Genomic DNA, 22969 nt, shown 5'->3' on the forward strand with positions numbered 1-22969 from the left:
CAAATTCCAATAGGGAAAGTTCAATTAACGCATCAACAAATGAAAAATTTACCTTTAAAAATCGGTCATAGAGGCGCAAAAGGTCATGTTGCAGAAAATACCCTGGAATCTATTAAAAAGGCATTGGAATTAGGAGTGGATGCCATTGAAATTGATGTCCATTTATCGACGACAGGAGAATTGGTTGTTTTTCATGATTTTACTTTGGAACGTTTGACTACAGATGCTGGAGAAATTGCTATGAAATCTCTTAAAGAGTTAAAAGAATTAAGAATTAATGGCCAATTTGAAATTCCTACCTTGCTAGAAGTTTTGGATCTGATTGACAAAAAATGCATGTTAAATATTGAATTAAAAGGGCTGCGTACTGCATTTGAAACCTGCAAAAGCATCCAATTATATACTGAAACGAAGGGTTGGAATTTTGACGGTTTTCTAGTGTCCAGTTTTAATCATGAAGAGCTTAAGACGGTTTTTAACATCAATAAAAACATTCCTTTGGCAGTGCTAACCGAATCAGATCTTGACATGGCTAAAAATTTTGCACAAACAATCAATGCCAAAGCCATCCATCCTGTGCATCACTTGTTGAATAAAAAAAGTGTGCGGCAGCTTCAAAAATTAGGTTTTGAAGTCAATACATGGACTGTCAATGATATTGAAACCATCCAACGTATAAAAACGTATGGTGTAGATGGTATTTTCTCTGATTTTCCCGATCGCTTATGAACGTAAAAGACATCATCATTATTGGAGGCGGCGCTGCCGGATTTTTTGCGGCTGTTAACATCGCAGAAAGAAATCCTAGGTTGACGGTTGCTATTTTAGAACGCGGTAAAGAAGGCCTTCAAAAGGTGAAAGTTTCTGGAGGCGGTCGCTGTAATGTCACGCATGCGGAATTTATTCCTTCGGAATTGGTCCTGAACTATCCAAGAGGTGAAAAAGAATTGTTAGGACCTTTCCATCAATTTATGACAGGCGATACGATTGAGTGGTTTGAAAAACGCGGCGTTGCGCTTAAAATTGAGGAAGATGGGAGAATGTTTCCCATTACAGATTCTTCGCAAACCATCATTGATTGTTTTTTAAATGAGGCCAAAAAGCATAAGGTTGAGGTGTTGTATAATGAAAGTGTTAAAAAAATAGAGCAGTCATCCAGAAATGAAGCGGTAGATTTTGAGCACCGTTTCAAGATAGAAACCCAGGGCACAACATTTTACTGCAAGAAACTCGTCATTGCCACAGGTAGCAATCCGAAAATATGGAAATTATTGGAAGCGATGGGCCACGGCATTTCGGAAGCAGTGCCGTCTCTTTTTACGTTCAACATAAAGGATGAACGCATCAATGACATTCCTGGAGTAGTGGCGCAAAACGTGGCCATAAAGGTTGTTGGTACCGATTTGTTTTCTGAAGGTCCGTTACTGATTACGCATGTAGGGATGAGCGCACCTGCTATTTTAAAACTGTCGGCCTTTGGCGCTATTGAACTGGCACAACGGGATTATAAATTTGAAATTGAAATCAATTTTATCAAACAATCTATTGAAGATTGCATGGGAGGTTTAAAAGACTGCAAGCTCACTTTCGCAAAGAAAACAGTGTTGAAAGCACCACAATTTGATCTTCCAAAACGCTTGTGGCAAAAGTTGGTTTTGGCATCTGGTATTTCTGCAGATATGCGATGGGCAGAATTAAATAAACAGCAACTTGAAAACCTGTCCGCCCAACTTACAAAAGCCATCTTTAAAGTAGATGGAAAAAGCACCTTTAAGGAAGAATTTGTGACGGCTGGAGGTGTTGATTTAAAAGAAATCAACTTTAAGACCTTTGAGAGCAAACTCCATAAGGATCTTTATTTTGCGGGTGAGGTCATCAACATTGACGCAGTTACGGGAGGTTTTAACTTTCAAAATGCCTGGACGGGCGCTTACCTCGTTTCCAAAGCCATCTAATCTTGAAAAACATTGCTAAATTTCAGAATGATGGATTTGAACTCTTCAAAATCATAGGGCTTTGTGATGACATAATTCATGCCACAAGCAGTTGCCTTATCTTGAATTTCAGCAGAATTTAGGGCCGTCAGCGCCAAAATTGGAATAGTAGGGTTGAAGAGTCTGATATGTTTTGTGGCCTCAAAACCATCCATATCTGGCATGTTGATATCCATCAAAACCAAGTCAAAATATTTTTCTTTTACAAGACAAACAGCTTCTTTGCCATGTGCCGCGGTTTCAGAAATACAACCAGGAATTTTCTCCACGTTTTTTTGAGTCACCATTAAGTTGATGGTATTGTCATCTACAACTAGTATTTTTGTGGGTGTATCGCTAACAGGGTTGAAGAAATGGCCATTATCACTCGGGGCTTCTGCGATTTCAAAATCAATATCAAAGTAAAATGTGCTTCCTTCATTTGGTTTGGATACAAATTGGATTTCAGAATTATGGCTTTTAAGTAAGGTTTTCACGATATGAAGGCCCAAACCTGATCCAGAACTGTTTTTTTCTAAGAAGGTTTTATTTTCAAACGCGTTGAAAATAATATCTCTGTGCTTGGTTTGAATACCAATCCCTGAATCTTTAATTTCGAAAAGTAAATTGACGTGGGTATCAGTGCGCTGTTGTTCTGTGACGTTGATAGAAATAAATCCTTTGGAAGTATACCTAATGGCATTGTAAGTGAGATTGATTAAAATTTGGCTCAGCACCACCTTATCAATGAGCAAAAATTCATTCCAATTGGTCTTTTCAACATTAGTGTAGAATTCTAATCCTTTTTGATTGGCTGAAACTTTTATTGAACGTGAAATCCTTTTAACAAGCTGTAAAACGTTAGTGGGTTTGAAATGCAGCTTCTTGTTTTCAAACTTTAATTTTGAAATTTGTAAGACATTATCAATGAGCACTGAAATGTAATTGCTTGAAGAAATCAGGGCGTTCAAATATCCCTTTCTTTTATCAGGCGATTCTTCTTGCTCAATCAAAGTAGCGAGTCCGTTGATGCCATAAATGGGTGTTCTTAACTCATGGCTTAATATGGAGAAAAACTCAAGGCGTTCTTTGTCAATAATTTTCAACTTCTTATTGGATTCTTTCAATCTCAAATTTATTTTTTTGATATGTCTTCTATTGGTGTAGTAGTAATAGAAAAAGGTTGCCAATCCCACAAGTAATAAACTCAATACAATCGTGGCCATTAAAAACGTATTTGATAATGCTTTATCCTCCTGCCTCTTGGTGTTGGCGAGCTGCAGCTGTTTTTCAGTAGTGATAATCTTAAAAATCAAGTCACCATTTTCTGATAATCTATTTTGAAAATCACGAATGGCAATATATTTTAAAGAGTCAGCTTTTAGCAAGTATTTGTTGGCTGAATCTAATTGTTTGGTACGCTCACTAAAATATCTAAATTTGTAATAGTTGAGCGTAGACATTTGGCTGATAGGCGCTATTTTTTCTTTTCCAGTGATACGAAACTGATGGGGATCAAGTTCAAAGAGTATCTTGTAGCCTTCCTCAAAGTGCTTTAAATTAATCATGGCCACACCTTTGTAATATTGGAACGATATAATTAATCGCTCTTTTTCAGCCTGATCCTTTTCAGAAACAAAGTCGTAGTTTTCTAGTTTTTTAAGAGCTTCATCGGAGCTTTTTAAGGCAATCTCATAGTTTCTGAGAAAGTAATTTTTGCGGACTTTTGATTCTAAGTTGTAAAAAAGGTTAATGCTATTGAGGTTGATGGATTGCTGTAGAGCGATGGGAATAATACTATCAAATTTTTTATAATTTTTTCCGTCCACATAATTCCGTGATAAATGCGTCAACACATCATCAATTTCCTGAGGTTTGTTTAAAGAGTCAAAGAGGTGGGCAGCCTTACTATAATAGTTGGCAGCAGTATCAGGACTTTCTATTTGAGAAAACATGGATCCTAAAGTTTGAAGGATGTAGGCTAAAGCTAAAGGTTGGTTGTTGGCTTTAGCATAAGCAATGTCTTCATTTAGCAACAAGGTTGCTTCATAGATACTATCTTTTGAAATCAGTTGATTTAACCGCTTATTATGGTAGGTATGGTTTTCATTAATTTGAGAATGACCAAAAAAAGGGAGACAATAAAATGCTATTAATATCAAAAATGATTTTAATAAATTCATGATTTGGGAGGCGATGGATTTATAAAAAGAGGTTAACAAAATCCCGGCAAACGTACAAATTCTATGAATAAAAGTATGGTTTTTTTAGAACTTAAACGATTGGGTATCTGTCAAAATAATCGCTTATTTTTTATAAATAATTGTTAGTCAGCGGTGTACTGTTTTCTGCTGAAATTTCAACAGAAATTTTATTCTAAACGATCTTGAGTAAAGTGGACAAAAAAGCAGACTTTGAATAAAGAGATGTTGCAGAAGAGATGGTCATTTGTGAAACACATCTACGCTGTTTTGGAAGAGATAGAATCTTTTTCACTAGTACATCTTGGCGATGATTGAACTTGTCAGATTGAAAAACATTGATGATTTCAGTTAAATCGGATAAGTGGATGACTAGTTTAATGTATGTGAGGCCTCTTTTTATAGTGCGTGTCGTTTCCATTAGTCCATACTTTTTTCAACCCTGCATTGGACTATTTTTAAAATTTCAGAAATAGCAAAAGCTATGATACAACAGTAAAACTCTTATCTTTGCCTGCTGATAAGAAAAAAATGACTGAAAAAGATTTTATTCCAAAACCTTATACTCACACCTTGGAGACGGGAAGTGTCACTTGGGAATCTCCCAGCAATATCGCATTGGTGAAATATTGGGGTAAGAAAAAGAATCAAATTCCAGAAAATCCATCCCTCAGTTTCACATTGAACAAGTGCAAAACAATAACCACACTAAGTTTTACTAAAAAGCTGAAAGAAGACCACACGTTTTCTTTTGATATCTACTTGGATGGTGAGAAAAAGGCAGACTTCAAACCAAAAATCCAGACTTTTTTTGAACGCATAGAGATCTATCTGCCATTTTTAAAAAAGTATGTCTTCAAAATAGAGACAGAAAACACGTTTCCCCATAGTTCAGGTATTGCTTCGTCCGCAAGTGGGATGAGTGCTTTGGCCTTGTGTTTAATGAGCATTGAAAAGCAATTATTGGATGCTGATGTCAGTCATAAAGAAGACGAAGGGCCTTTTACTCAAAAATATTTCAATCAAAAGGCTTCTTTTCTGGCACGTTTGGGTTCAGGAAGTGCATGCCGTAGTATTGAAGGAGCGTTGATAGCTTGGGGGAAAACAGAAGGCATTGAAGGCAGTACTGATTTGTTTGGTATAAAATATCCTTATCAAGTCCATGAAAATTTCAAGAATTACCAAGACACTATTTTGTTGGTTGACAAAGGCGAAAAGCAGGTGAGCAGTACGGTGGGGCACAATTTGATGTACAATCACCCATATGCACTAAATAGATTTCAACAAGCCCATCAAAATCTTGAAACTCTCAAAGAGATTTTAGGATCGGGTGATTTAGATGCTTTTAATGCATTGGTTGAAAGTGAAGCGTTGACCTTGCATGCCATGATGATGACCAGCATGCCTTATTTTATATTGATGAAACCAAATACTTTGGAAATCATCAACCGCATATGGAACTTCAGACAAAAGACAGGTTTACCTGTCAGTTTTACACTAGACGCAGGAGCTAATGTGCACGTGCTTTATCCGCACAATGAAAGTCAGAAAATTTTACAATTTATTAAGAGCGAGTTGGTTGTGTATTGTCAAAACGGGCACTATATTTGCGACCAAATTGGTTTGGGCGCAAACCAAACCCAATAATATTGCGTATATTTGTTGAACAATTCACCACTGTCGTGAACTGTAAACCCAAGATCGAACCATGAAAGGACCTCTATTTTACTCTAAAATTCTACTTTTTGGCGAATATGGCATCATCAAAGATTCCAAAGGCCTATCTATTCCGTACAATTTTTATAATGGAGCACTAAAAACCGACGGACTTCAATCAGAGATTTCCATAAAATCAAATAGCAACCTTAAAAGGTTTGTGGAGTATTTGAAAGAGATCAGTCCAGAATTAGTGACTTTCGATTTGGCAACTTTAAAAAATGACCTTGATGCAGGGATGTACTTTGATTCCTCAATTCCTCAAGGATACGGTGTTGGTAGTAGTGGTGCTTTGGTAGCCGCTATCTATGACAAATACGCGTATGATAAAATTACGGTTTTGGAGAATTTGACACGTGAAAAACTATTGACGTTAAAAAATATTTTCTCTGAAATGGAATCTTTCTTCCACGGAAAATCATCTGGTCTAGATCCTCTCAACAGTTATTTGAGCATACCTATTTTAATCAATTCAAAAGATAATATCGAGGCAACTGGCATTCCTTCTCAAAGAAGTGATGGAACAGGTGCTGTGTTTTTATTGGATAGTGGCATTATAGGTGAAACAGCACCTATGGTCAGTATTTTTATGGAAAACATGAAACAGGAAGGCTTCCGTAAGATGCTAAAGAACCAATTTATTAAGCATACTGATGCTTGCGTGGATGATTTTTTAAAGGGTGATTTTAAATCATTGTTCCTTAATACAAAAAAGCTTTCAAAAGTGGCCTTGAATCATTTTAAACCGATGATCCCACTGCAATTCCATGAACTTTGGAAAAACGGATTGGACACCAATGATTATTATTTGAAATTGTGTGGTTCAGGCGGTGGCGGTTACATCTTAGGGTTTACTGAAGATATTGAAAAAGCGAGACAGTCTCTCAAAGATTACAAATTAGAAGTAGTTTATAATTTTTAAGCTTCTTATGATGAGCGCCCCGACTGTATGTAACTTAAATTTGGTCAAAGCGCTTTAAATCTGTCTTTATGCTGACCAGAAAACAAAAACACCTCCTACTAAAGTTTTTTAGCATGTTTTCGGTCATTAGAGGCTATAACATTTTGGTTATCGTCATTGCCCAATACTTGGCATCCATTTATATTTTTTCGCATGACAGCCCCTTGCGGGAGGTGGTGTTCGATCTGAATTTGTTTATGTTGGTCCTAGCATCTGCGTCTGCTATTGCAGGAGGCTACATCATCAATAATTTCTATGATTCTGAAAAAGATTTGATCAATAGGCCCAACAAATCTATGTTGGATAGATTGGTAAGCCAGAACACGAAACTGTCCTTTTATTTTGTGCTCAATTTTTTGGCAGTCGTCATGGCGAGTTATGTATCGTTTAATGCGGTTATCTTCTTTTCGCTTTATATTTTCGGGATTTGGTTTTATTCACATAAGTTGAAAAAATTGCCGTTCATTGGAAATCTCACCTCTGCAATTCTGACCATTACGCCATTTTTTGCCATTTTTATTTATTATAGAAATTTTGAAACAGTTATATTTTTTCATGCCATGTTCTTGTTTTTGATCATCTCCATGCGGGAATTGACTAAAGATTTGGAAAATATTAAAGGTGATTTGGCACAGAATTATCACACAATTCCGGTTGTTTATGGAGAGAATGTTTCAAAAGTGATGTTGACCATTTTGGCCTTTTTAACCCTAATTCCCACACTCTTGCTGATCACTTATTTTGATGTTGGCCAGATGAACTATTTCTTTTATTCAAGTACGGTTTTGTTATTTATGGTCATCTTGATGTTATGGAGGTCAAAAACCAAAACACATTACCTCATATTGCACAACATTTTAAAATTTATTATTGTGGCCGGTGTGTTTTGTATAGTTTTGATCAATGTGGACATTGTATTGAATAGGATTTGAAAAAATTCGTAATTTGAAAATTCATAAATAGTTATATAATAAAGTATCTTTGCATAAAATTTTAAGTCATGAGTAGACATCAAGGGAGTAGTGGTAAGGGAAAATCTTCTGGAAGAGATCAGAGCAAGAGTAATGCTGCAGCTTCAGGAAGAGGAGGTGATAATTCTAAAAGCAAGAGTTACGCTAGAGGGAATGCTCCATTGAGAAAAGCTACAAAAGAGGGTTCGAAACCAAATTCTGATAAAAAAACACCAGTAAAAAAATCCAATCCAGACGAAATCAGATTGAACAAATACATCGCCAATTCTGGAATCTGTTCGCGTCGTGATGCTGACATGCATATCTCTACAGGAAGTGTGACCGTTAATGGAAAAGTAGTTACAGAAATGGGCTATAAAGTAAAGCTGGAAGATGATGTTCGTTTTGATGGATCACGTGTCAATCCCGAAAAGAAAGCCTACGTATTGCTCAATAAACCAAAAGGTTTTGCAACCACTACAAGTGAAGGTAAAGGACGTACCGTTATGGATTTGGTTGCCAATGCAACTACGTCACGTATTAAACCCATTGGACGTTTGGGAAGAAACTCCTTAGGCTTGATTTTGTTTACCAATGATGATGCTTTGGTGCAAAAATTCACCAATTCAAAAAAAGGAGTGCCGCGATTGTTTCAAATAGAACTGGATAAGAATTTGAAGTTTGAGGACCTCAAAAAAATTCAGGAAGGATTAAAAATCGAGGGTAAATTTGTGGCGGTAGAAGAAATCAGTTTTGTTGAAGGGGAATCGAAAAATCAAATTGGTTTAAAAATCAAAAACACCGGAAGCTCTATTATCCATACTATTTTTGACCATTTAAACTATGAGATTGTAAAGTTAGATTGTGTTGCCATTGCTGGTTTAACCAAGAAAGATATTCCTCGTGGGCATTGGAAACATCTCACAGAGCAAGAAATCAATACTTTGAAAATGTTGTCTTGATTTTAAGGGCCTGAAAGTGATGGGGTTTTAAGATCCATTTTAACACGTTTTTGGTCCTTTAATAGTCGAAATTTTTGAGTATGATATTCCTATTTGTTTGATGACATATTTTTATCCTTTGCATCTTGTTTTTCAGAATTTTTATAGTTCTTTTGCACCTCATTTAGCTGAACCCTTGAATCGCGTTTTTACGTTTGGGCTTTTGGATTTTAAGAAGTCACTTTCAAAAGCAACTTATAAGATAAGTTACCAGATTTTAAAGCTTACTTCTAATTTTAGAATATCAGATAGCAAACACCTTGCCTTCGTGTCTATTCCTTCCCATCAGCAAATTCAAGTATGATTTTCATTATTTATCAGGAATTTATTACTCTAATTGATTTTTTTTTCAGAATTTTAAAACTTAATAAAGCATAATGAATACAAAATATATTGATCTCATCAATCAAACCTTTTATTTTCCACAAGATGAATTCAAACTCGAAGACAAAACACTTCAATTTCATGACATTGATTTGATGAAATTGGTTGAAGATTATGGGACGCCTTTAAAGTTTACTTATCTCCCTCAAATTTCAAATAATATTGGCCGTGCCAAAAGCTGGTTTTCCAAAGCTATCAAGAAACATAAATACAAAGGGAAGTACCATTATTGTTACTGTACAAAAAGCTCACATTTTAAACATGTATTGAACGAAGCTTTAAAAAATGATATCCATATTGAGACCTCTTCGGCATTTGATATTGATATTGTTGAAAAGCTAAAGGAAGAAGGCAAAATCACTGATAAGACCTATGTGATCAGTAATGGTTTCAAACGTGAACAATACGTTACAAACATTGCAAGATTGATCAATAACGGACATAAAAATTGCATTCCTATTATCGATAACTACGAGGAAATTGATTTGCTGTCTCAAGAAATTAAAGGCAAATTCAATATCGGGATTCGAATTGCTTCAGAAGAGGAACCAAAGTTTGAGTTTTATACCTCACGTTTGGGGATTGGATATAAAAACATTCTTCCATTTTACAGAAACCAAGTTAAAGACAATAAAAAAGTAAAGCTGAAAATGCTTCACTTCTTTATCAATACTGGCATTCGTGATAATGCGTATTATTGGAATGAACTTTCTAAATGTTTAAAAGTGTATACCAATCTAAAACGCATCTGTCCATCTTTGGATAGTTTGAATATTGGTGGTGGTTTCCCGATCAAAAACTCCTTAGCATTTGACTTCGACTATGAGTACATGGTTGATGAAATTATCAATCAAATCCAATTGTTCTGTGAGCAGGAAGAGGTAGATGTGCCAAACCTCTTTACAGAATTTGGCAGTTTTACTGTAGGTGAAAGTGGTGGTGCAATTTATGAGGTGTTATACCAAAAGCAACAGAATGACAGAGAAAAGTGGAACATGATCAATTCATCGTTCATTACGACGCTTCCAGATACATGGGCCATCAACAAACGCTTTGTCATGTTGCCAATTAACCGCTGGCATGATAGTTATGAGCGTGTCCTTTTGGGTGGTTTGACCTGTGACAGTGATGATTATTACAATAGTGAGCAGCACATGAATGCTATTTACCTCCCTAAATACAATAAAGAAAAACCTTTGTATCTTGGATTTTTCAATACCGGCGCATATCAAGAAACTATTGGCGGATTTGGTGGATTGCAGCATTGTTTGATACCTTCGCCAAAACATATCCTGATTGATAGAGATGAAGATGGTAATTTAACGACCAAGATATTTAGTGAACAACAAAAGAGTGAAGACTTACTTAAAATTTTAGGATACAATAATCAGAGTGAAAGTTAAGAGATTCTGAAGACCTATAATATTTTATCAAGAAATGCATTTTACTTTTAAAATAATAATTTTTGCAAAATGAACAGTAATATAACGTATGCAGGAATACCTGAGGAATATTCCAAATTAGATAATGCTAAAATCGTATTGATTCCTGTGCCTTATGATGGCACAAGTACGTGGCAAAAAGGAGCAGACCAAGGTCCGAAAGCTTTTTTGGATGCCTCAGAAAATATGGAGCTTTATGACATTGAAACGGAAACGGAAGTTTACAAACAAGGCATTTATCTTGCAGATGCCGTGACTGAAAATGCGTCTCCTGAAAAAATGGTAGATGCTGTACACCAAACCGTCAAGAAATACATCACACGCAACAAGTTTGTAACGGCATTTGGGGGTGAGCATTCCATCTCTATTGGTACCATTCGTGCTTTCAATGAGTGTTTTGATAATTTGACAGTACTTCAAATTGATGCACATGCTGATTTGCGTAAAGAGTATCAAGGTTCAAAATGCAACCACGCCTGTGCGGTTTATGAAGCAAGCCAAAACACTAATTTGATTCAAGTGGGCATCCGGAGTATGGATGTGATTGAAACAACGGTTATGGACAAAGAAAAAACTTATTTTGCCCATGATATGGTCAATGATGAGTTTTGGATGGACAGTGCCATTGATCAAATGACAGACAACGTGTTTATTACTATTGATTTGGATGCTTTTGATCCTTCCATTATGCCATCAACAGGAACACCAGAACCAGGTGGATTGCTGTGGTATGAAACCCTGGAATTTTTAAGAAAAGTCTTTGAAGAAAAAAATGTGGTAGGTTTTGATATTGTTGAACTTTGTCCAGATCCTAAAGAGAAATCATCAGATTTTCTTGCTGCAAAATTGTATTATAAAATGTTAAGCTATAAATTTTTGGACGACAATGTGGAAGATGGCTACGAAAGTAACTTTAACGAATCAGGAGGGCCAAGCATAAACAAATTTTCTAAATTCGATAATGATGACGACAACTAAGGGAGCTATTTCAAATTTTATTGAAAAATACTATCTTCATTTCAATGCGGCAGCATTGGTAGATGCTGCAAAAGGTTATGAAGCGCAATTAGCAAAAGGATCAAAAATGCTGGTGTCTTTAGCAGGAGCTATGAGTACTGCTGAAATTGGTAAAATATTTGCTGAAATAATTCGCCAAGATAAAGTACAGATTATTTCATGTACCGGAGCCAATCTTGAAGAAGATATCATGAACTTGGTAGCACATTCACATTACAAGCGTGTTCCCAATTACCGCGATTTGACACCACAAGATGAGTGGGATTTATTGGAGAAAGGTTTGAACCGAGTTACAGACACTTGCATCCCGGAAGAGGAAGCTTTTAGACGTTTACAAAAACATATTGTTAAAATCTGGAAAGATGCTGAGGCCAATGGTGAGCGCTTTTTCCCACATGAATTCATGTACAAAATGTTGTTGAGCGGAGTGCTTGAAGAACACTATGAAATTGATATAAAAAATTCTTGGATGTATGCTGCAGCAGAGAAAAATTTACCTATAATTGTACCAGGTTGGGAAGACAGCACGATGGGTAATATTTTCGCCAGCTACGTTCTTAAAGGAGAATTGAAAGCAAGTACCATGAAATCTGGGATTGAATACATGACATTCTTGGCAGATTGGTACACAGATAATTCTGATAATGGTATAGGTTTTTTCCAAATTGGTGGAGGGATTGCGGGAGATTTCCCAATATGTGTCGTTCCAATGTTATACCAAGATATGGAGCGTACAGATACGCCTTTCTGGAGTTATTTTTGCCAAATCAGCGATTCTACCACAAGTTACGGATCATATTCTGGAGCCGTTCCTAATGAAAAAATAACCTGGGGGAAATTAGATATAGATACCCCAAAATTTATAATAGAAAGTGATGCTACCATTGTAGCGCCACTTATATTTGCCTACCTATTAGATATGTAATTATGAGTAACAAAAAAGACAATCTAAAACGCGTTATCGTCGATTTTAAAAAATTGACGCCAGAGATTCTCTCGTTGTTGGTTGAAAAATATCCTGACGGTTATGATGATGATAATATCATTACGTTCAAGAATGCCAATAATGAAATTGTAGATGCCGTTGAAGTTACCACACATGACACTAAGTATTTAGTGAAAGTGAGTACCAAACTTCAGGTGACAATGGAGAATTATGATGAGGATGATTATGAAGATTTTGAGGGTGATGATCCAGAAGCGGTTCAAGACCCAGAATTGGGTGAGGATGATCCGCAAGTAGAAGTAGATGAGGAAGTAGATGAGGACGTAGATTAGTTATACATCAAAACTTAAATACATGACCTGTTAGCCTAGATCATAAAGTATTAATAATACAAAAGTTGCCTATACGTAGGCAGCTTTTTTTGTTTAAAACATTTTGAAAGTAACTGAAATAAAGTTCAACAAAATTTAATTTACATCGATTAATAACGTAACTTTAATTCACGAGCAAGTTTCTCGATGCGGAATTTTCCATAATATGTAGGCGGCAAAGCCCATCATATGATTAGAACACTTATTAATAATATGATGAAAAAATAATCTATGAAAACGCAATTTCATCTCGCTTTACCCTGTATTAGCATCAGCAAAACCCACGCGTTTTATAAAGATATTTTAGGTGCTCAAATTGGACGCTCCGCTGTTAAGTGGGTAGATGTTAATTTATTTGACCATCAAATTACCTTTACGGAGTGTGGGCCATTTAAATTTGAGTCCCAAAGTTACAATTTCAATGGTGATATTTTACCGTCATTCCATTTTGGGGTAATTTTGCAAAAGGTAGAATGGGACAAGATGCTTGACCGTCTCAACTCTAAAAATACTCCTATAGTTGCACAGATTAAATTTTTGGAGAGCAAAATCGGAGAGCATCATTCCTTTTTTATTAAAGACCCGAATAATTATACGGTAGAATTTAAATGTTTCAATACATCTTCTGAAGTTTTCAAATCTTAAATGAGTAGATTCTTATAACCGTTACAACCAATTGAAATCCACGTGCAAACTACATAGAGATGGGATTGCTAAAAGCCAACGGACTTGTTGTGGCCAATTTCCGAAAAACAATTATATACATTCTAATATAACAAATTACGATGAAAACAAAATATATAACACTATTTCCCATGTTATGCCTCTTCTTAATGTCAGTTAAGCCACTGCCATCCAATATGGCGATAGTTCAAAAGAGTAGTCAAGAGTTGAAAATAGTGGGGGTTTATGACGGCCATGAAGGTTATGGTTATAACTTTATAAGTACACACAAAGATGACGGGTCAGAATTTACCATGACCTTTCAAAAAGTTGATGAAGCAGTTATAAAAGAATATGATCTTGATGCAGACTTGTTTCTAAATCAAAAATTTGAAGTCACCTATACATTAAAAACTGTGGTGACCAAAGATGAAAACGGATTTGATGATGAAAACGAGGTGTACACAATAACACGCCTTAAAGCGTTGTAGCATTTACTTCACTTCATTTGAAAGACTGCCTTTTGGCGGTCTTTTTTTTTAATACTTCCCAGGCAAAAACAGAATAGACCACAACGTATTCCAGTGCTATAATCCATAAATTTTCAGTGCTTTCTGTATTGGCATATGCCAAATAGCTCAAAATAACCATAAGGGACCAGACCAGAGGGAATTTGTAGTTGGTGAATACAGATAAAATTAAAAGTGTTGCTAAATACCAAGGATGGATGGTTGTAGATATAAAATAATATAAGGTTGCTGCAAGAAGCATGGATACGATAACGTGCTTTAAAGTGGTGTTTTGTCTGAAAAAAGTAAAGAGCAAAAGCATCACTATGGTCAGAATTGGAATGTATTTACCAATGATGGCGATTTCATTATAACCTGTTACCCAATACCCAACCTCTCTGGCAACATAATACAGGCTGGCATTAAATTCAAAAGTGCTGAACCAAAGTTGCACGGTTTTCGAGTAATTGTTGACGAACTCTGAAGAATAGAATGGGGCAAATAAAATTAGGATGGTAAAGCCAATAAAGGAGTAAAACACTAATAGCTTTGTGAAATTGAGTTCAGTTCTTTTTAAAATTGGATCATCTGTATTGGAGCTCTTATTGTTTTTTGTGAAGAATTGAAAAAATAGAGGTAAAAACAATAACGGAATTAATTTGACAGAAACCGAAAGCGCAAAAATTACGGCGGCTGTTTTCCATTTGTCCATATGCAAAAGATAAAGACTCAAAATCAGAAAGAAAATCATGATGCCTTCAAAATGTAAACTTCCCGTTAATTCAATAACGATGAAAGGATTTAAAATATACCAGAAGATATTGTGCACAGGCATTTTTAAGCGCTCTAGTAACTTCTTTCCAAAATAAAGGGTTCCAATGTCTGCAGCTATAATAAATATCCTAAATCCAATAGCAGTCCCTATAATGCTCTTGCCTGCAAAAAGCCCTGCAATGGCGAATATGAATTGTTTTATAGGTGGATAGTTAGTATAATGACTGCCGTTAAGCGCTCCCATTCCGTTGTAGAGTTCTTGGGCTTGCGCGATGGGAAACTTTCCCATCTCGATTAATGATTGCGGTGTGAATAAATAAGGATTCATGCCTTCAAGAATCATCCGTCCATCCCAAATAAAACGATAGAAATCTTGGGAAAGGGTTGGAGTTGCAAATAAGAACACGAATCTTAAGAGAATGGCAAAAAATACCAAAAGTTTAAAATTACCTGAATATGTTGTTACCAATTTATAAAACAAAGCAAACAACGCAGCATATAATATAAGGAGTTTAGTGTAGTCTGTTCTCACTAAATCATAGGCGAAAACCGCATAAAGAATAACACTTATCAGCGCTAATAAAATGGGTGTTCTATTTAATCTTAAAAATGTTGGATTGAACATTGAATACTTTGTAAAGAACTAAATATTTACCTATTGTGATGAAATGATTGAAGCAGCAAGATAAGTTGTTTTCAGAATGCAATCTTAATAGTAGACTTTAAATCTTGAAGATTGACGGCTTTGCGTTAGGGATTAGAGCGGCATCCTTTTACATCAACAGCTGCCCAATAAGGCAGCTGTTGATGTAAAAGATATAGCGGAAAGCCCGACCTTGAGCCTGCCATATTTTGTTGTTATGACCTTGTAGGTTTGGCGAAAGGAAACGCCCAAAACAATAATCCTATTATACCTTTGAGGTCAATGATTTAAAGAACACATATCCAAAACCTACAAACAACATCAAGTGGAACGGGAACAATCCAAAATCACCACCTTGATCGCCCACCACAAATGCGCTATATAATCCAAATGCAAAATAGAGCATCAGAGCGCCTTCAAAAATTACGTTCACTGATATTTTCTTACGCAAATACTTATTGCCTTTCCATGTGTCTTTTAAAGAGCTGATATTAAATTTTGGTGTTCTGATAAATTCGCTGCGTTTGCCAATATGTCCTTCAATAACGGCAATGGAGTTATGGAGTGAAAAACCCATCGCTATTGAAAAGAAGGTAAAGAACAATACTACATAATTGAAGAAGTTTTTAAAACCTCTGCCATAAATCTCTTTGTACATCATCCAATAGCACACAAAAAATATGATGGTACTCAACACGAAAAAGCTCATAAAATAGAAATAGAACCTTAAATGAGCATATTCATTTTTAATATAAAGCATTGGGATGCTTAACACAGCCACCAAAAATACATTCAAAAACATGGTACTGTTCAATAGGTGCAATACCCCATGAAGCTTTGTTTTTGCTGAAATGTTCTTAGATTTTAAGACGCGCCACATCATTTTTCTGAAATTCTCAGCACCACCTTTGTTCCAACGGAATTGTTGTGAACGGGCTGCGCTAATAACTACAGGTAATTCTGCTGGCGTTTCAACGTCTTCCAAATATTTAAATTTCCAGTTTTTAAGTTGGGCTCTATAGCTTAAATCCAAGTCTTCAGTAAGCGTATCGCCTTCCCAGTTACCCGCATCAATAATACAGGTTTTACGCCAAACTCCGGCGGTCCCATTAAAATTTATAAAGTGTCCTTTACTGTTTCGGCCAACTTGCTCTAAGGTAAAGTGTGCATCTAGAGCGAAAGCTTGAATTTTTGTAAGTGTTGAATAATTTCTGTTGATATGGCCCCAACGGGTTTGGACCACACCAATATGCTCATCTTTGAAATAAGGAATAGTCTGTTTCAACCAGTTTGGTTTTGGTAAGAAATCAGCATCAAAAATGGCAATATACTCGCCTTTTGCAATTTTAAGACCTTCTTTTAGGGCGCCTGCTTTGTAGCCACTACGATCAGTTCTTCGGATATGTTTAATATCCAAACCTGTTTCTTTCAATTTTTCAACATGTTGAAAGGTGGTCGTAACGGTTTCGTCAGTAGAATCATCAAGTACTTGAATTTCTAACTTATCTTTGGGATAATCCATCAAGGCGATATTCTCCAAAAGACGATCCATGACATACATTTCGTTGTAAACAGGAAGCTGGATGGTTACAAAAGGGACTTCATCTGGATTCGAAAAATCAAAAACTTCAGAGGTATCCTGTTTCTTTTTAGCAGTTAAATAATTATATAATAGATTTAGTTGCGCTAAGGAGTATACGAAAATAAGAAGGAGAGAAATTGTGTAAACAACTATTATTAAGGATTCTAATATCATTTGTTAAAGCTATATTTAAAAATCCAACCTAGGATTTTTACGCCCGCAAAGATAGAACCTTTTATGGTTCCTGAAACTTTTGAGATACCAATTCTTTTTTTATATTTTACGGGTATCTCAATGTACGTTAAATTCTGCTTTATGGCCTTCAATTGCATTTCAATGGTCCAGCCATAAGTTTTGTCCTGCATCTGTAAATCAAGGAGTTTTTGATATTTAATGGCTCTAAACGGTCCCAAATCGGTGAATTTTGCGCCAAACAAAACCCGCATCAAAAAGGTGGCCAGCCAATTTCCAAAATGTTGTTGAGGCGTCATGGAGCCTTTTTCCTGTAAGCTTTTGACTCTTGCACCCACTACAAAATCGATATTATCTTCAAGTATTGGCTGTACAATTGTTGTCAGTTCCTCCGGATAATCGCTATAGTCGCCATCCAAAAATACAATAATATCTGGTTTTTCAGATAAGGTAGAAACGTATGCCATGCCCTTAAGACAAGCATAACCATAGCCCATTTGTTGCTCTAGCAGGACTGTGGCGCCTGCTTGTTTTGCCACTTCAGCTGTTTTATCAGTAGAGTTGTTGTTTACCACAATAACTTCACTAACAATTTTTGGAATCTCGTTAATGACGAGCGCTATGGAATCTGCTTCGTTATAGGCAGGAATGATGACTTTGATGTTGGGCATTGGCTGTTCTAATGAGGGTGCAAAAGTAACGTTGTTTTCTGGAAAATGTATCACAGAGTAACACTGAGTTTTTCGCAAAGTCCCACGGAGAAATTTGGTAGATTTAACACAACAATAAAATTCTCTGTGAGCCTCCGTGGTTCTCAGCGTGTCTAGGCGACATAACTATTATTTCTGATTTACCAAATCCATTAAATTCACATCGTTTCCTAATAAAATATCATTGCTGTTGATACGGCCCTTCATGGAATCATTTTCCAGTTTCAAAACTCCTCTTGGGCAAACCGCAGCACAAATACCACAACCCACGCAGCTGCTACGTACAATATTCTCTCCTTTTTGGGCATAAGCACGTACGTCAATACCCATTTCGCAATAGGTGGAGCAGTTGCCACAAGAAATACATTGGCCACCATTAGTGGTAATCCTGAACTTTGAGAATAAACGTTGTTGGAATCCTAAAACGGCAGCCATAGGGCAGCCAAAACGACACCATACCCGATTTCCAAAAATAGGGTAGAAGCCCACGCCTATTACGCCTGAAAATATGGCACCAATTAAAAAGCCATAAGAAGATTTCAGAAAACTAGTATCTACTAAAAAGACATTTTTGGTACCACTAAAATAGTGCATGCCTATCAAAACTATTATAATTACAAAATAGCCAATGGCCCCGTATTGGGCGTCCTTTGCCAATTCTTGGCGCTTAAAAATCATGACCAAAGCGAATACAACCGTCAATAATGTTGCTACTCCAATTAAAAACACATTTTTTGTCAACCAATATTTACTGGAATCATCTCCCAAATAAGAATAAATAACAGCTGTCGTCATTAAGGTCACAAATACCACGACGCTATGCACTACCCAGCGCTCCACTTTCCAAGCAAACTGACTTTTATCACTCAAATGTCGAAATGGGTCACCAGCAGTTTCTGCCAAACCTCCACAACCACAAACCCATGAACAATACCAGCGTTTACCGTACTTGTAAGTTAAAATAGGTGTGATAATAAAAATGGATGCAATTCCAAAAATGAGCAGCGCTAATCCAATAGTTCCGGAACTAATAAAATCATTGACACGATACTGGTCAAAATTATAATAATTTAAAGGCCAGATATTCTTCAAGTCGTAGTAGGGCAAATGAAATGAATCTGAATTCATTCGCGCCATAAATTCTGGAATCAAAAAAGCAAATCCCAACTGAAAAAACATGACCGAATAAGTTCTAATTCGTTCGTGTTTATTATGGCGATATTTCAAAATGAATTTATAGCCGAATATCAATATGGCCACGGTGTATAGGGTTCCATATACAAACCATTGACTTGCTGGTCCTCCACTTAATAGATAGCTTAATGGATCAAAAAGCGCAATCAACCCCGTATTTGCCTCACCTTTTCCTGCCAGCCCGAACCATTCAGCTTTAAAATAGAGAACAATGTAAAAAAGCGTCAGTACAATTCCCAATATCCAGCCCCAAAATCCTCTTGAGGCAATTGATTTAAACCAGACACCGTCATTTTTTATCCCTTCATGTTTTGTCAAGTAAGCATTGTTTGAGAAAATAATTGTCCCAAGCGTAATCATGACCAAGGATAGGGTCAAGAATAAAGTTTTATTAGGAAAATTGACATTAAAGAAGGCCAATGTCATAATAAAAAGTCCGATGACTCCAATAGCCACTCCAATTTTTTGTGTCTTGGACAGCGCTTGCGAATCGGGTTTGGCAAGAGACATGCTTGAATGTATTTTGTTGCTCATGTTTTTTATATGTGTAAAGACCCCACACCTACCGAAGTGTCGGAGCTTTGAGGTCTTGCGATTTAAGTCGTTATAAACTGTTTAGAATAGCTATTCAAAATATTACGCTCAAAAGTTTTATAGAATTCAGGGTCAAAGTTGGCTTCCTTTAAATGTTCCATCACATAATCTGCTGTACGTTTTTCTGTAAGCCATCTATCAAAAACCTCATGTTTCATTCGGATGCCAAAAGTGTTGATCCCTAAAAACTCATTGGAACTTTCATGGTATTCAATAGTGATGCTTTTGGTGTCATCATCATGTTTCCAATGGAAATGTGCATGCCCTTCTTTAGGTTTGGCAAAAACCCAACCATAGGTTTGATATTCAATATCAAAAAACTTGGCGGAATTGAACCAGTGTCCGGGATTGTAGGGTATGCGATTCCCGCAAATAGTCTGTGCAACGGTTTCGCCCATCATTCTGCCAGTATACCAAACCGCCTCAACCGGTTTACGATTGCCAATGGGTTCACGTTGTTGCGCACAATCGCCAATGGCGTATATATGTTCTATATTAGTTTCTAAATAGCGGTTTACCAAAACACCACTATCGGTTTCAATGCCCGTGGTTTTGATCATATCAATATTGGGCGTTACCCCTGCGGTCAATCCTACCAAGTTGCAGGAGATTGTCTCGCTAGTTTCTTCAATGATAACAGCATTGGCACGTCCATTTTCATCTGCTGATATTTCCTTGAGATTAGATTTTAAGCGCAAATCGATACCGTGGTTTTTGATGTGCCGATTGATCATTTGTGCATCTCCCAAGGGCAACACCCCGTCCCAAAAATTATCCTCTCGTACTAACAACGTTACCGGAATATTTCGGGTGTGCAACATTTCAGTCAGTTCAATTCCAATTAAGCCACCACCAACCACAACAGCACGCTGGCATACCTCCTTATTGGGAGCCAAAGCTTCCAATTGGTCCAAATCCTGTTTGCTGTACAAGCCGATAACGCCATCTAAATCCTGGCCTTTCCAGCCAAATTTATTGGATTTACTTCCTGTGGATACAATTAATTTATCGTACTGTAGGGTCTCACTATTGTCGAAATGCAATGTATTGGTTGCAGTGTCAATCGTTTTTACAAATCCAAATTTTAAATCAATCCTGTTTTTTTTCCAAAACCAATCTTCATAGGGTTTTGTGTGTTCATATTTCATGTGACCCATATAAATATACATGAGTGCGGTACGCGAGAAGAAATGTTCGGTCTCGGCTGAAATAATCGTGATTTTCTTATCGGAAAGCTTTCGGATATGTCTGGCAGCAGTTATGCCAGAAATCCCGTTGCCAATGATGACGATGTGTTCCATAGTTTGGTAGTTAGTAGTTCTTATGTCGCAACTAAAGGTAAGAACTTAATCTGTATTTCAATTTTATGATAATACAATTACAAATTAACGATGCTATTTTTTCTTGTTATGTAAGTTATCTACATTTCATAAGACCAAGACGCTATACATTTGTAAAAATTTATAAGGGTGATGAAAAACAAGATTTTACTTTTTTTATTGGCTTTATCCTCAATTCAGCTTTTTTCGCAAGACGTATATTCTTTTTTTGAAAAAACTGACAGCTTCTTGAAAGCGAATGTAGCTGACGGGAAGGTGGATTATGATGCCATTCATTCCAATCCAAAATCGTTGAATGAGTTGATGACATTGGGAGAAGGAATTTCGGTTTCAAAAGATGACAAACAAACCTATCAGGCGTTTTGGATCAATGCTTATAATTTGTCCGTTATCAAAGGAATCATCAATAACTTTCCAACGAAATCGCCATTGGATGAAAAAGGCTTTTTTGATAAAACCAAATATAAGTTGGCTGGTAAATCCATTACACTAAATGACATTGAGAATACAATTTTGAGAGCGGAATTCAAAGACCCACGGTTTCATTTTGTATTGGTTTGTGGCGCAATTGGTTGCCCGCCGTTGATTAACGAAGTTTATATGCCAAAAACATTGGATGCACAATTGACCAAACAGACCAAGTTAGCCCTGAATGGTAACTATTTTATTAAAGTGAATGATAAGAAAAAAACTGTTGAGGGCTCGGAAATCATGAAATGGTATATAGAAGACTTTACGATGAATGGCGGCTCTGAAATCGATTTTATAAACACATACAGAGATGAAAAAGTGCCTTCAAACTATAAGCTTACGTATTCCAAATACGATTGGAATTTGAATAGGAAATAATAGAACTAACTAACATCAAACATGAAAAAATTCACAATGTTAAGTATGTTACTATTGAGCATTGCAGGCTATGCCCAAGATGATACGGACACCGACACGCAAAAAAGTAACATTCAAGAATACACACCATCCAAACTCCTAAAAAAAGGGCAATGGGATATCAAATTTTTCAATAGTCTATATACACAAACTAAAAGTACGGACGAAGGAAGTACCTCATTTGATATTCCACGTCAAAACTTTTTCACAAACACCAACGAAATTTATACGGGAATCAGTGATAATTCGAGAATCAATATCGGATTGATTTTTCAGGTGAGAGCGAATACCTTTGGCGGGCAAGATGCTTTTTCGGTTTTTGGTTTTGAAAATAATTCGACGGATGCTAGAAGTGGTTTAACGACCATTGCGCCATCCATCCGTTTTCAACCGATTGCGAGCGTTCCGAATTTTTCATTGACAAGTTCGGTCTATTTTCCAGTATTTAAGGATACGCCAAATGCACCATATCTTGATAAAAGAAGTGTCTTTTGGGAAACTAAATTTTTCTATGACAAAACCTTTGGTGGTGGCGATTGGCAGATTTTTACAGAAATGGATTTAGGTTTTAATTTCGGGGAGAAAAGTCAAGATGCAAACCCCGTAGATTCAAACATCGGTGAACGTTTTGCAAATAATAGTTTGTTCATGCCCTTCAGTGCGTTTTTAAGTTATTTTCCTTCCGATAAATCGACCCTTTTCATTAATGGACAGCAAGCGTTTTTAGTGGATTTAGGGAATGATTTTTCCCAACGTTACACACAACTAGGTTTTGGTGGAAAATATCAAATAACAGACGTATTAAACCTTGAAGCGTCCTATGGAAAGATAGTCACAGGGCATAACTTTCAAGGATTGGGTCATACATTTAGTTTAGGATTGAGAGCGCTTTTTTAGAGATTTGAAGTATTTTAGTAC

The 22969-nt window shown here is 36.3% G+C and carries 20 protein-coding genes; 14 read left to right on the plus strand and 6 right to left on the minus strand.

Annotated elements, in window-relative coordinates; genetic code table 11:
• Positions 1 to 39 precede the first annotated feature (39 nt).
• Both A9996_RS02900 and A9996_RS02905 read left to right on the plus strand, forming a co-directional pair.
• Positions 40 to 729, plus strand: a complete 690-nt coding sequence (locus tag A9996_RS02900) for a glycerophosphodiester phosphodiesterase (protein ID WP_066430691.1) — start codon at positions 40 to 42, stop codon at positions 727 to 729.
• On the plus strand, positions 726 to 1955 hold the full coding sequence (locus A9996_RS02905; protein ID WP_066430696.1) for a BaiN/RdsA family NAD(P)/FAD-dependent oxidoreductase: 1230 nt from the start codon (positions 726 to 728) through the stop codon (positions 1953 to 1955). Before A9996_RS02900 ends, A9996_RS02905 begins: the two co-directional genes overlap by 4 nt.
• Here A9996_RS02905 and A9996_RS02910 read toward each other — a convergent pair.
• Complete coding sequence (locus tag A9996_RS02910) at positions 1952 to 4156, minus strand: response regulator (protein ID WP_066430698.1); 2205 nt, start codon at positions 4154 to 4156, stop codon at positions 1952 to 1954. The genes A9996_RS02905 and A9996_RS02910 overlap by 4 nt on opposite strands.
• Positions 4157 to 4705: 549 nt before the next feature.
• Here A9996_RS02910 and A9996_RS02915 point away from each other — a divergent pair.
• The 10 genes from A9996_RS02915 to A9996_RS02965 all read left to right on the plus strand — a co-directional run bounded on the left by A9996_RS02915 (position 4706) and on the right by A9996_RS02965 (position 14116).
• A complete protein-coding gene (locus A9996_RS02915; protein WP_066430700.1) occupies positions 4706 to 5821 on the plus strand; it encodes a diphosphomevalonate decarboxylase in 1116 nt (371 codons plus the stop codon).
• 61 nt (positions 5822 to 5882) lie between these two features.
• A complete protein-coding gene (locus A9996_RS02920; RefSeq protein ID WP_066430701.1) occupies positions 5883 to 6812 on the plus strand; it encodes a mevalonate kinase family protein in 930 nt (309 codons plus the stop codon).
• 68 nt (positions 6813 to 6880) lie between these two features.
• Complete coding sequence (locus tag A9996_RS02925) at positions 6881 to 7783, plus strand: geranylgeranylglycerol-phosphate geranylgeranyltransferase (protein ID WP_066430702.1); 903 nt, start codon at positions 6881 to 6883, stop codon at positions 7781 to 7783.
• Positions 7784 to 7851: 68 nt separating this feature from the next.
• Positions 7852 to 8763 carry a pseudouridine synthase gene (locus A9996_RS02930; protein ID WP_066430706.1) on the plus strand — a complete coding sequence of 304 codons (912 nt, stop codon included), beginning with the start codon at positions 7852 to 7854 and terminating at the stop codon, positions 8761 to 8763.
• 416 nt (positions 8764 to 9179) lie between these two features.
• Positions 9180 to 10589 carry a type III PLP-dependent enzyme domain-containing protein gene (locus A9996_RS02940; RefSeq protein WP_066430709.1) on the plus strand — a complete coding sequence of 470 codons (1410 nt, stop codon included), beginning with the start codon at positions 9180 to 9182 and terminating at the stop codon, positions 10587 to 10589.
• A 69-nt stretch (positions 10590 to 10658) separates the two neighbouring features.
• Positions 10659 to 11606, plus strand: a complete 948-nt coding sequence (speB, locus tag A9996_RS02945) for an agmatinase (protein WP_066430712.1) — start codon at positions 10659 to 10661, stop codon at positions 11604 to 11606.
• A complete protein-coding gene (locus tag A9996_RS02950; RefSeq protein ID WP_066430714.1) occupies positions 11593 to 12570 on the plus strand; it encodes a deoxyhypusine synthase family protein in 978 nt (325 codons plus the stop codon). Before speB ends, A9996_RS02950 begins: the two co-directional genes overlap by 14 nt.
• Positions 12571 to 12572: 2 nt before the next feature.
• Complete coding sequence (locus A9996_RS02955; protein ID WP_066430717.1) at positions 12573 to 12923, plus strand: hypothetical protein; 351 nt, start codon at positions 12573 to 12575, stop codon at positions 12921 to 12923.
• Between the two features lie 270 nt (positions 12924 to 13193).
• Positions 13194 to 13607 carry a VOC family protein gene (locus tag A9996_RS02960; protein ID WP_066430719.1) on the plus strand — a complete coding sequence of 138 codons (414 nt, stop codon included), beginning with the start codon at positions 13194 to 13196 and terminating at the stop codon, positions 13605 to 13607.
• Positions 13608 to 13747: 140 nt separating this feature from the next.
• Positions 13748 to 14116, plus strand: coding sequence for a hypothetical protein (locus tag A9996_RS02965; protein WP_146608940.1), 369 nt, complete (start codon positions 13748 to 13750; stop codon positions 14114 to 14116).
• Positions 14117 to 14129: 13 nt separating this feature from the next.
• Here A9996_RS02965 and A9996_RS02970 read toward each other — a convergent pair whose 3' ends face one another.
• From A9996_RS02970 to A9996_RS02990, 5 genes are all read right to left on the minus strand, one after another.
• Positions 14130 to 15533, minus strand: a complete 1404-nt coding sequence (locus A9996_RS02970) for an MptA/MptB family glycosyltransferase (RefSeq protein ID WP_066430723.1) — start codon at positions 15531 to 15533, stop codon at positions 14130 to 14132.
• Positions 15534 to 15816: 283 nt separating this feature from the next.
• On the minus strand, positions 15817 to 17307 hold the full coding sequence (locus A9996_RS02975; protein ID WP_066430727.1) for a cellulose synthase family protein: 1491 nt from the start codon (positions 17305 to 17307) through the stop codon (positions 15817 to 15819).
• A complete protein-coding gene (locus tag A9996_RS02980; RefSeq protein ID WP_066430818.1) occupies positions 17304 to 17996 on the minus strand; it encodes a glycosyltransferase family 2 protein in 693 nt (230 codons plus the stop codon). Before A9996_RS02980 ends, A9996_RS02975 begins: the two co-directional genes overlap by 4 nt.
• A 168-nt stretch (positions 17997 to 18164) precedes the next feature.
• Positions 18165 to 19763 (minus strand): 4Fe-4S binding protein, encoded by a 1599-nt coding sequence (locus A9996_RS02985; protein WP_066430729.1) that lies wholly within the window; start codon positions 19761 to 19763, stop codon positions 18165 to 18167.
• Between the two features lie 62 nt (positions 19764 to 19825).
• Positions 19826 to 21124: an NAD(P)/FAD-dependent oxidoreductase gene (locus tag A9996_RS02990; RefSeq protein WP_066430734.1), complete on the minus strand. Its 1299-nt coding sequence runs from the start codon at positions 21122 to 21124 to the stop codon at positions 19826 to 19828.
• Positions 21125 to 21295: 171 nt separating this feature from the next.
• Here A9996_RS02990 and A9996_RS02995 point away from each other — a divergent pair, with 171 nt between their 5' ends.
• Both A9996_RS02995 and A9996_RS03000 read left to right on the plus strand, forming a co-directional pair.
• Positions 21296 to 22012, plus strand: coding sequence for a DUF547 domain-containing protein (locus tag A9996_RS02995; RefSeq protein WP_066430736.1), 717 nt, complete (start codon positions 21296 to 21298; stop codon positions 22010 to 22012).
• A 21-nt stretch (positions 22013 to 22033) separates the two neighbouring features.
• Positions 22034 to 22948: a hypothetical protein gene (locus tag A9996_RS03000; protein ID WP_066430738.1), complete on the plus strand. Its 915-nt coding sequence runs from the start codon at positions 22034 to 22036 to the stop codon at positions 22946 to 22948.
• The last annotated feature ends 21 nt before the right edge of the window (positions 22949 to 22969 follow it).

The organism is Gelidibacter algens (assembly GCF_001678675.1).
GTDB lineage: Bacteria > Bacteroidota > Bacteroidia > Flavobacteriales > Flavobacteriaceae > Gelidibacter > Gelidibacter algens.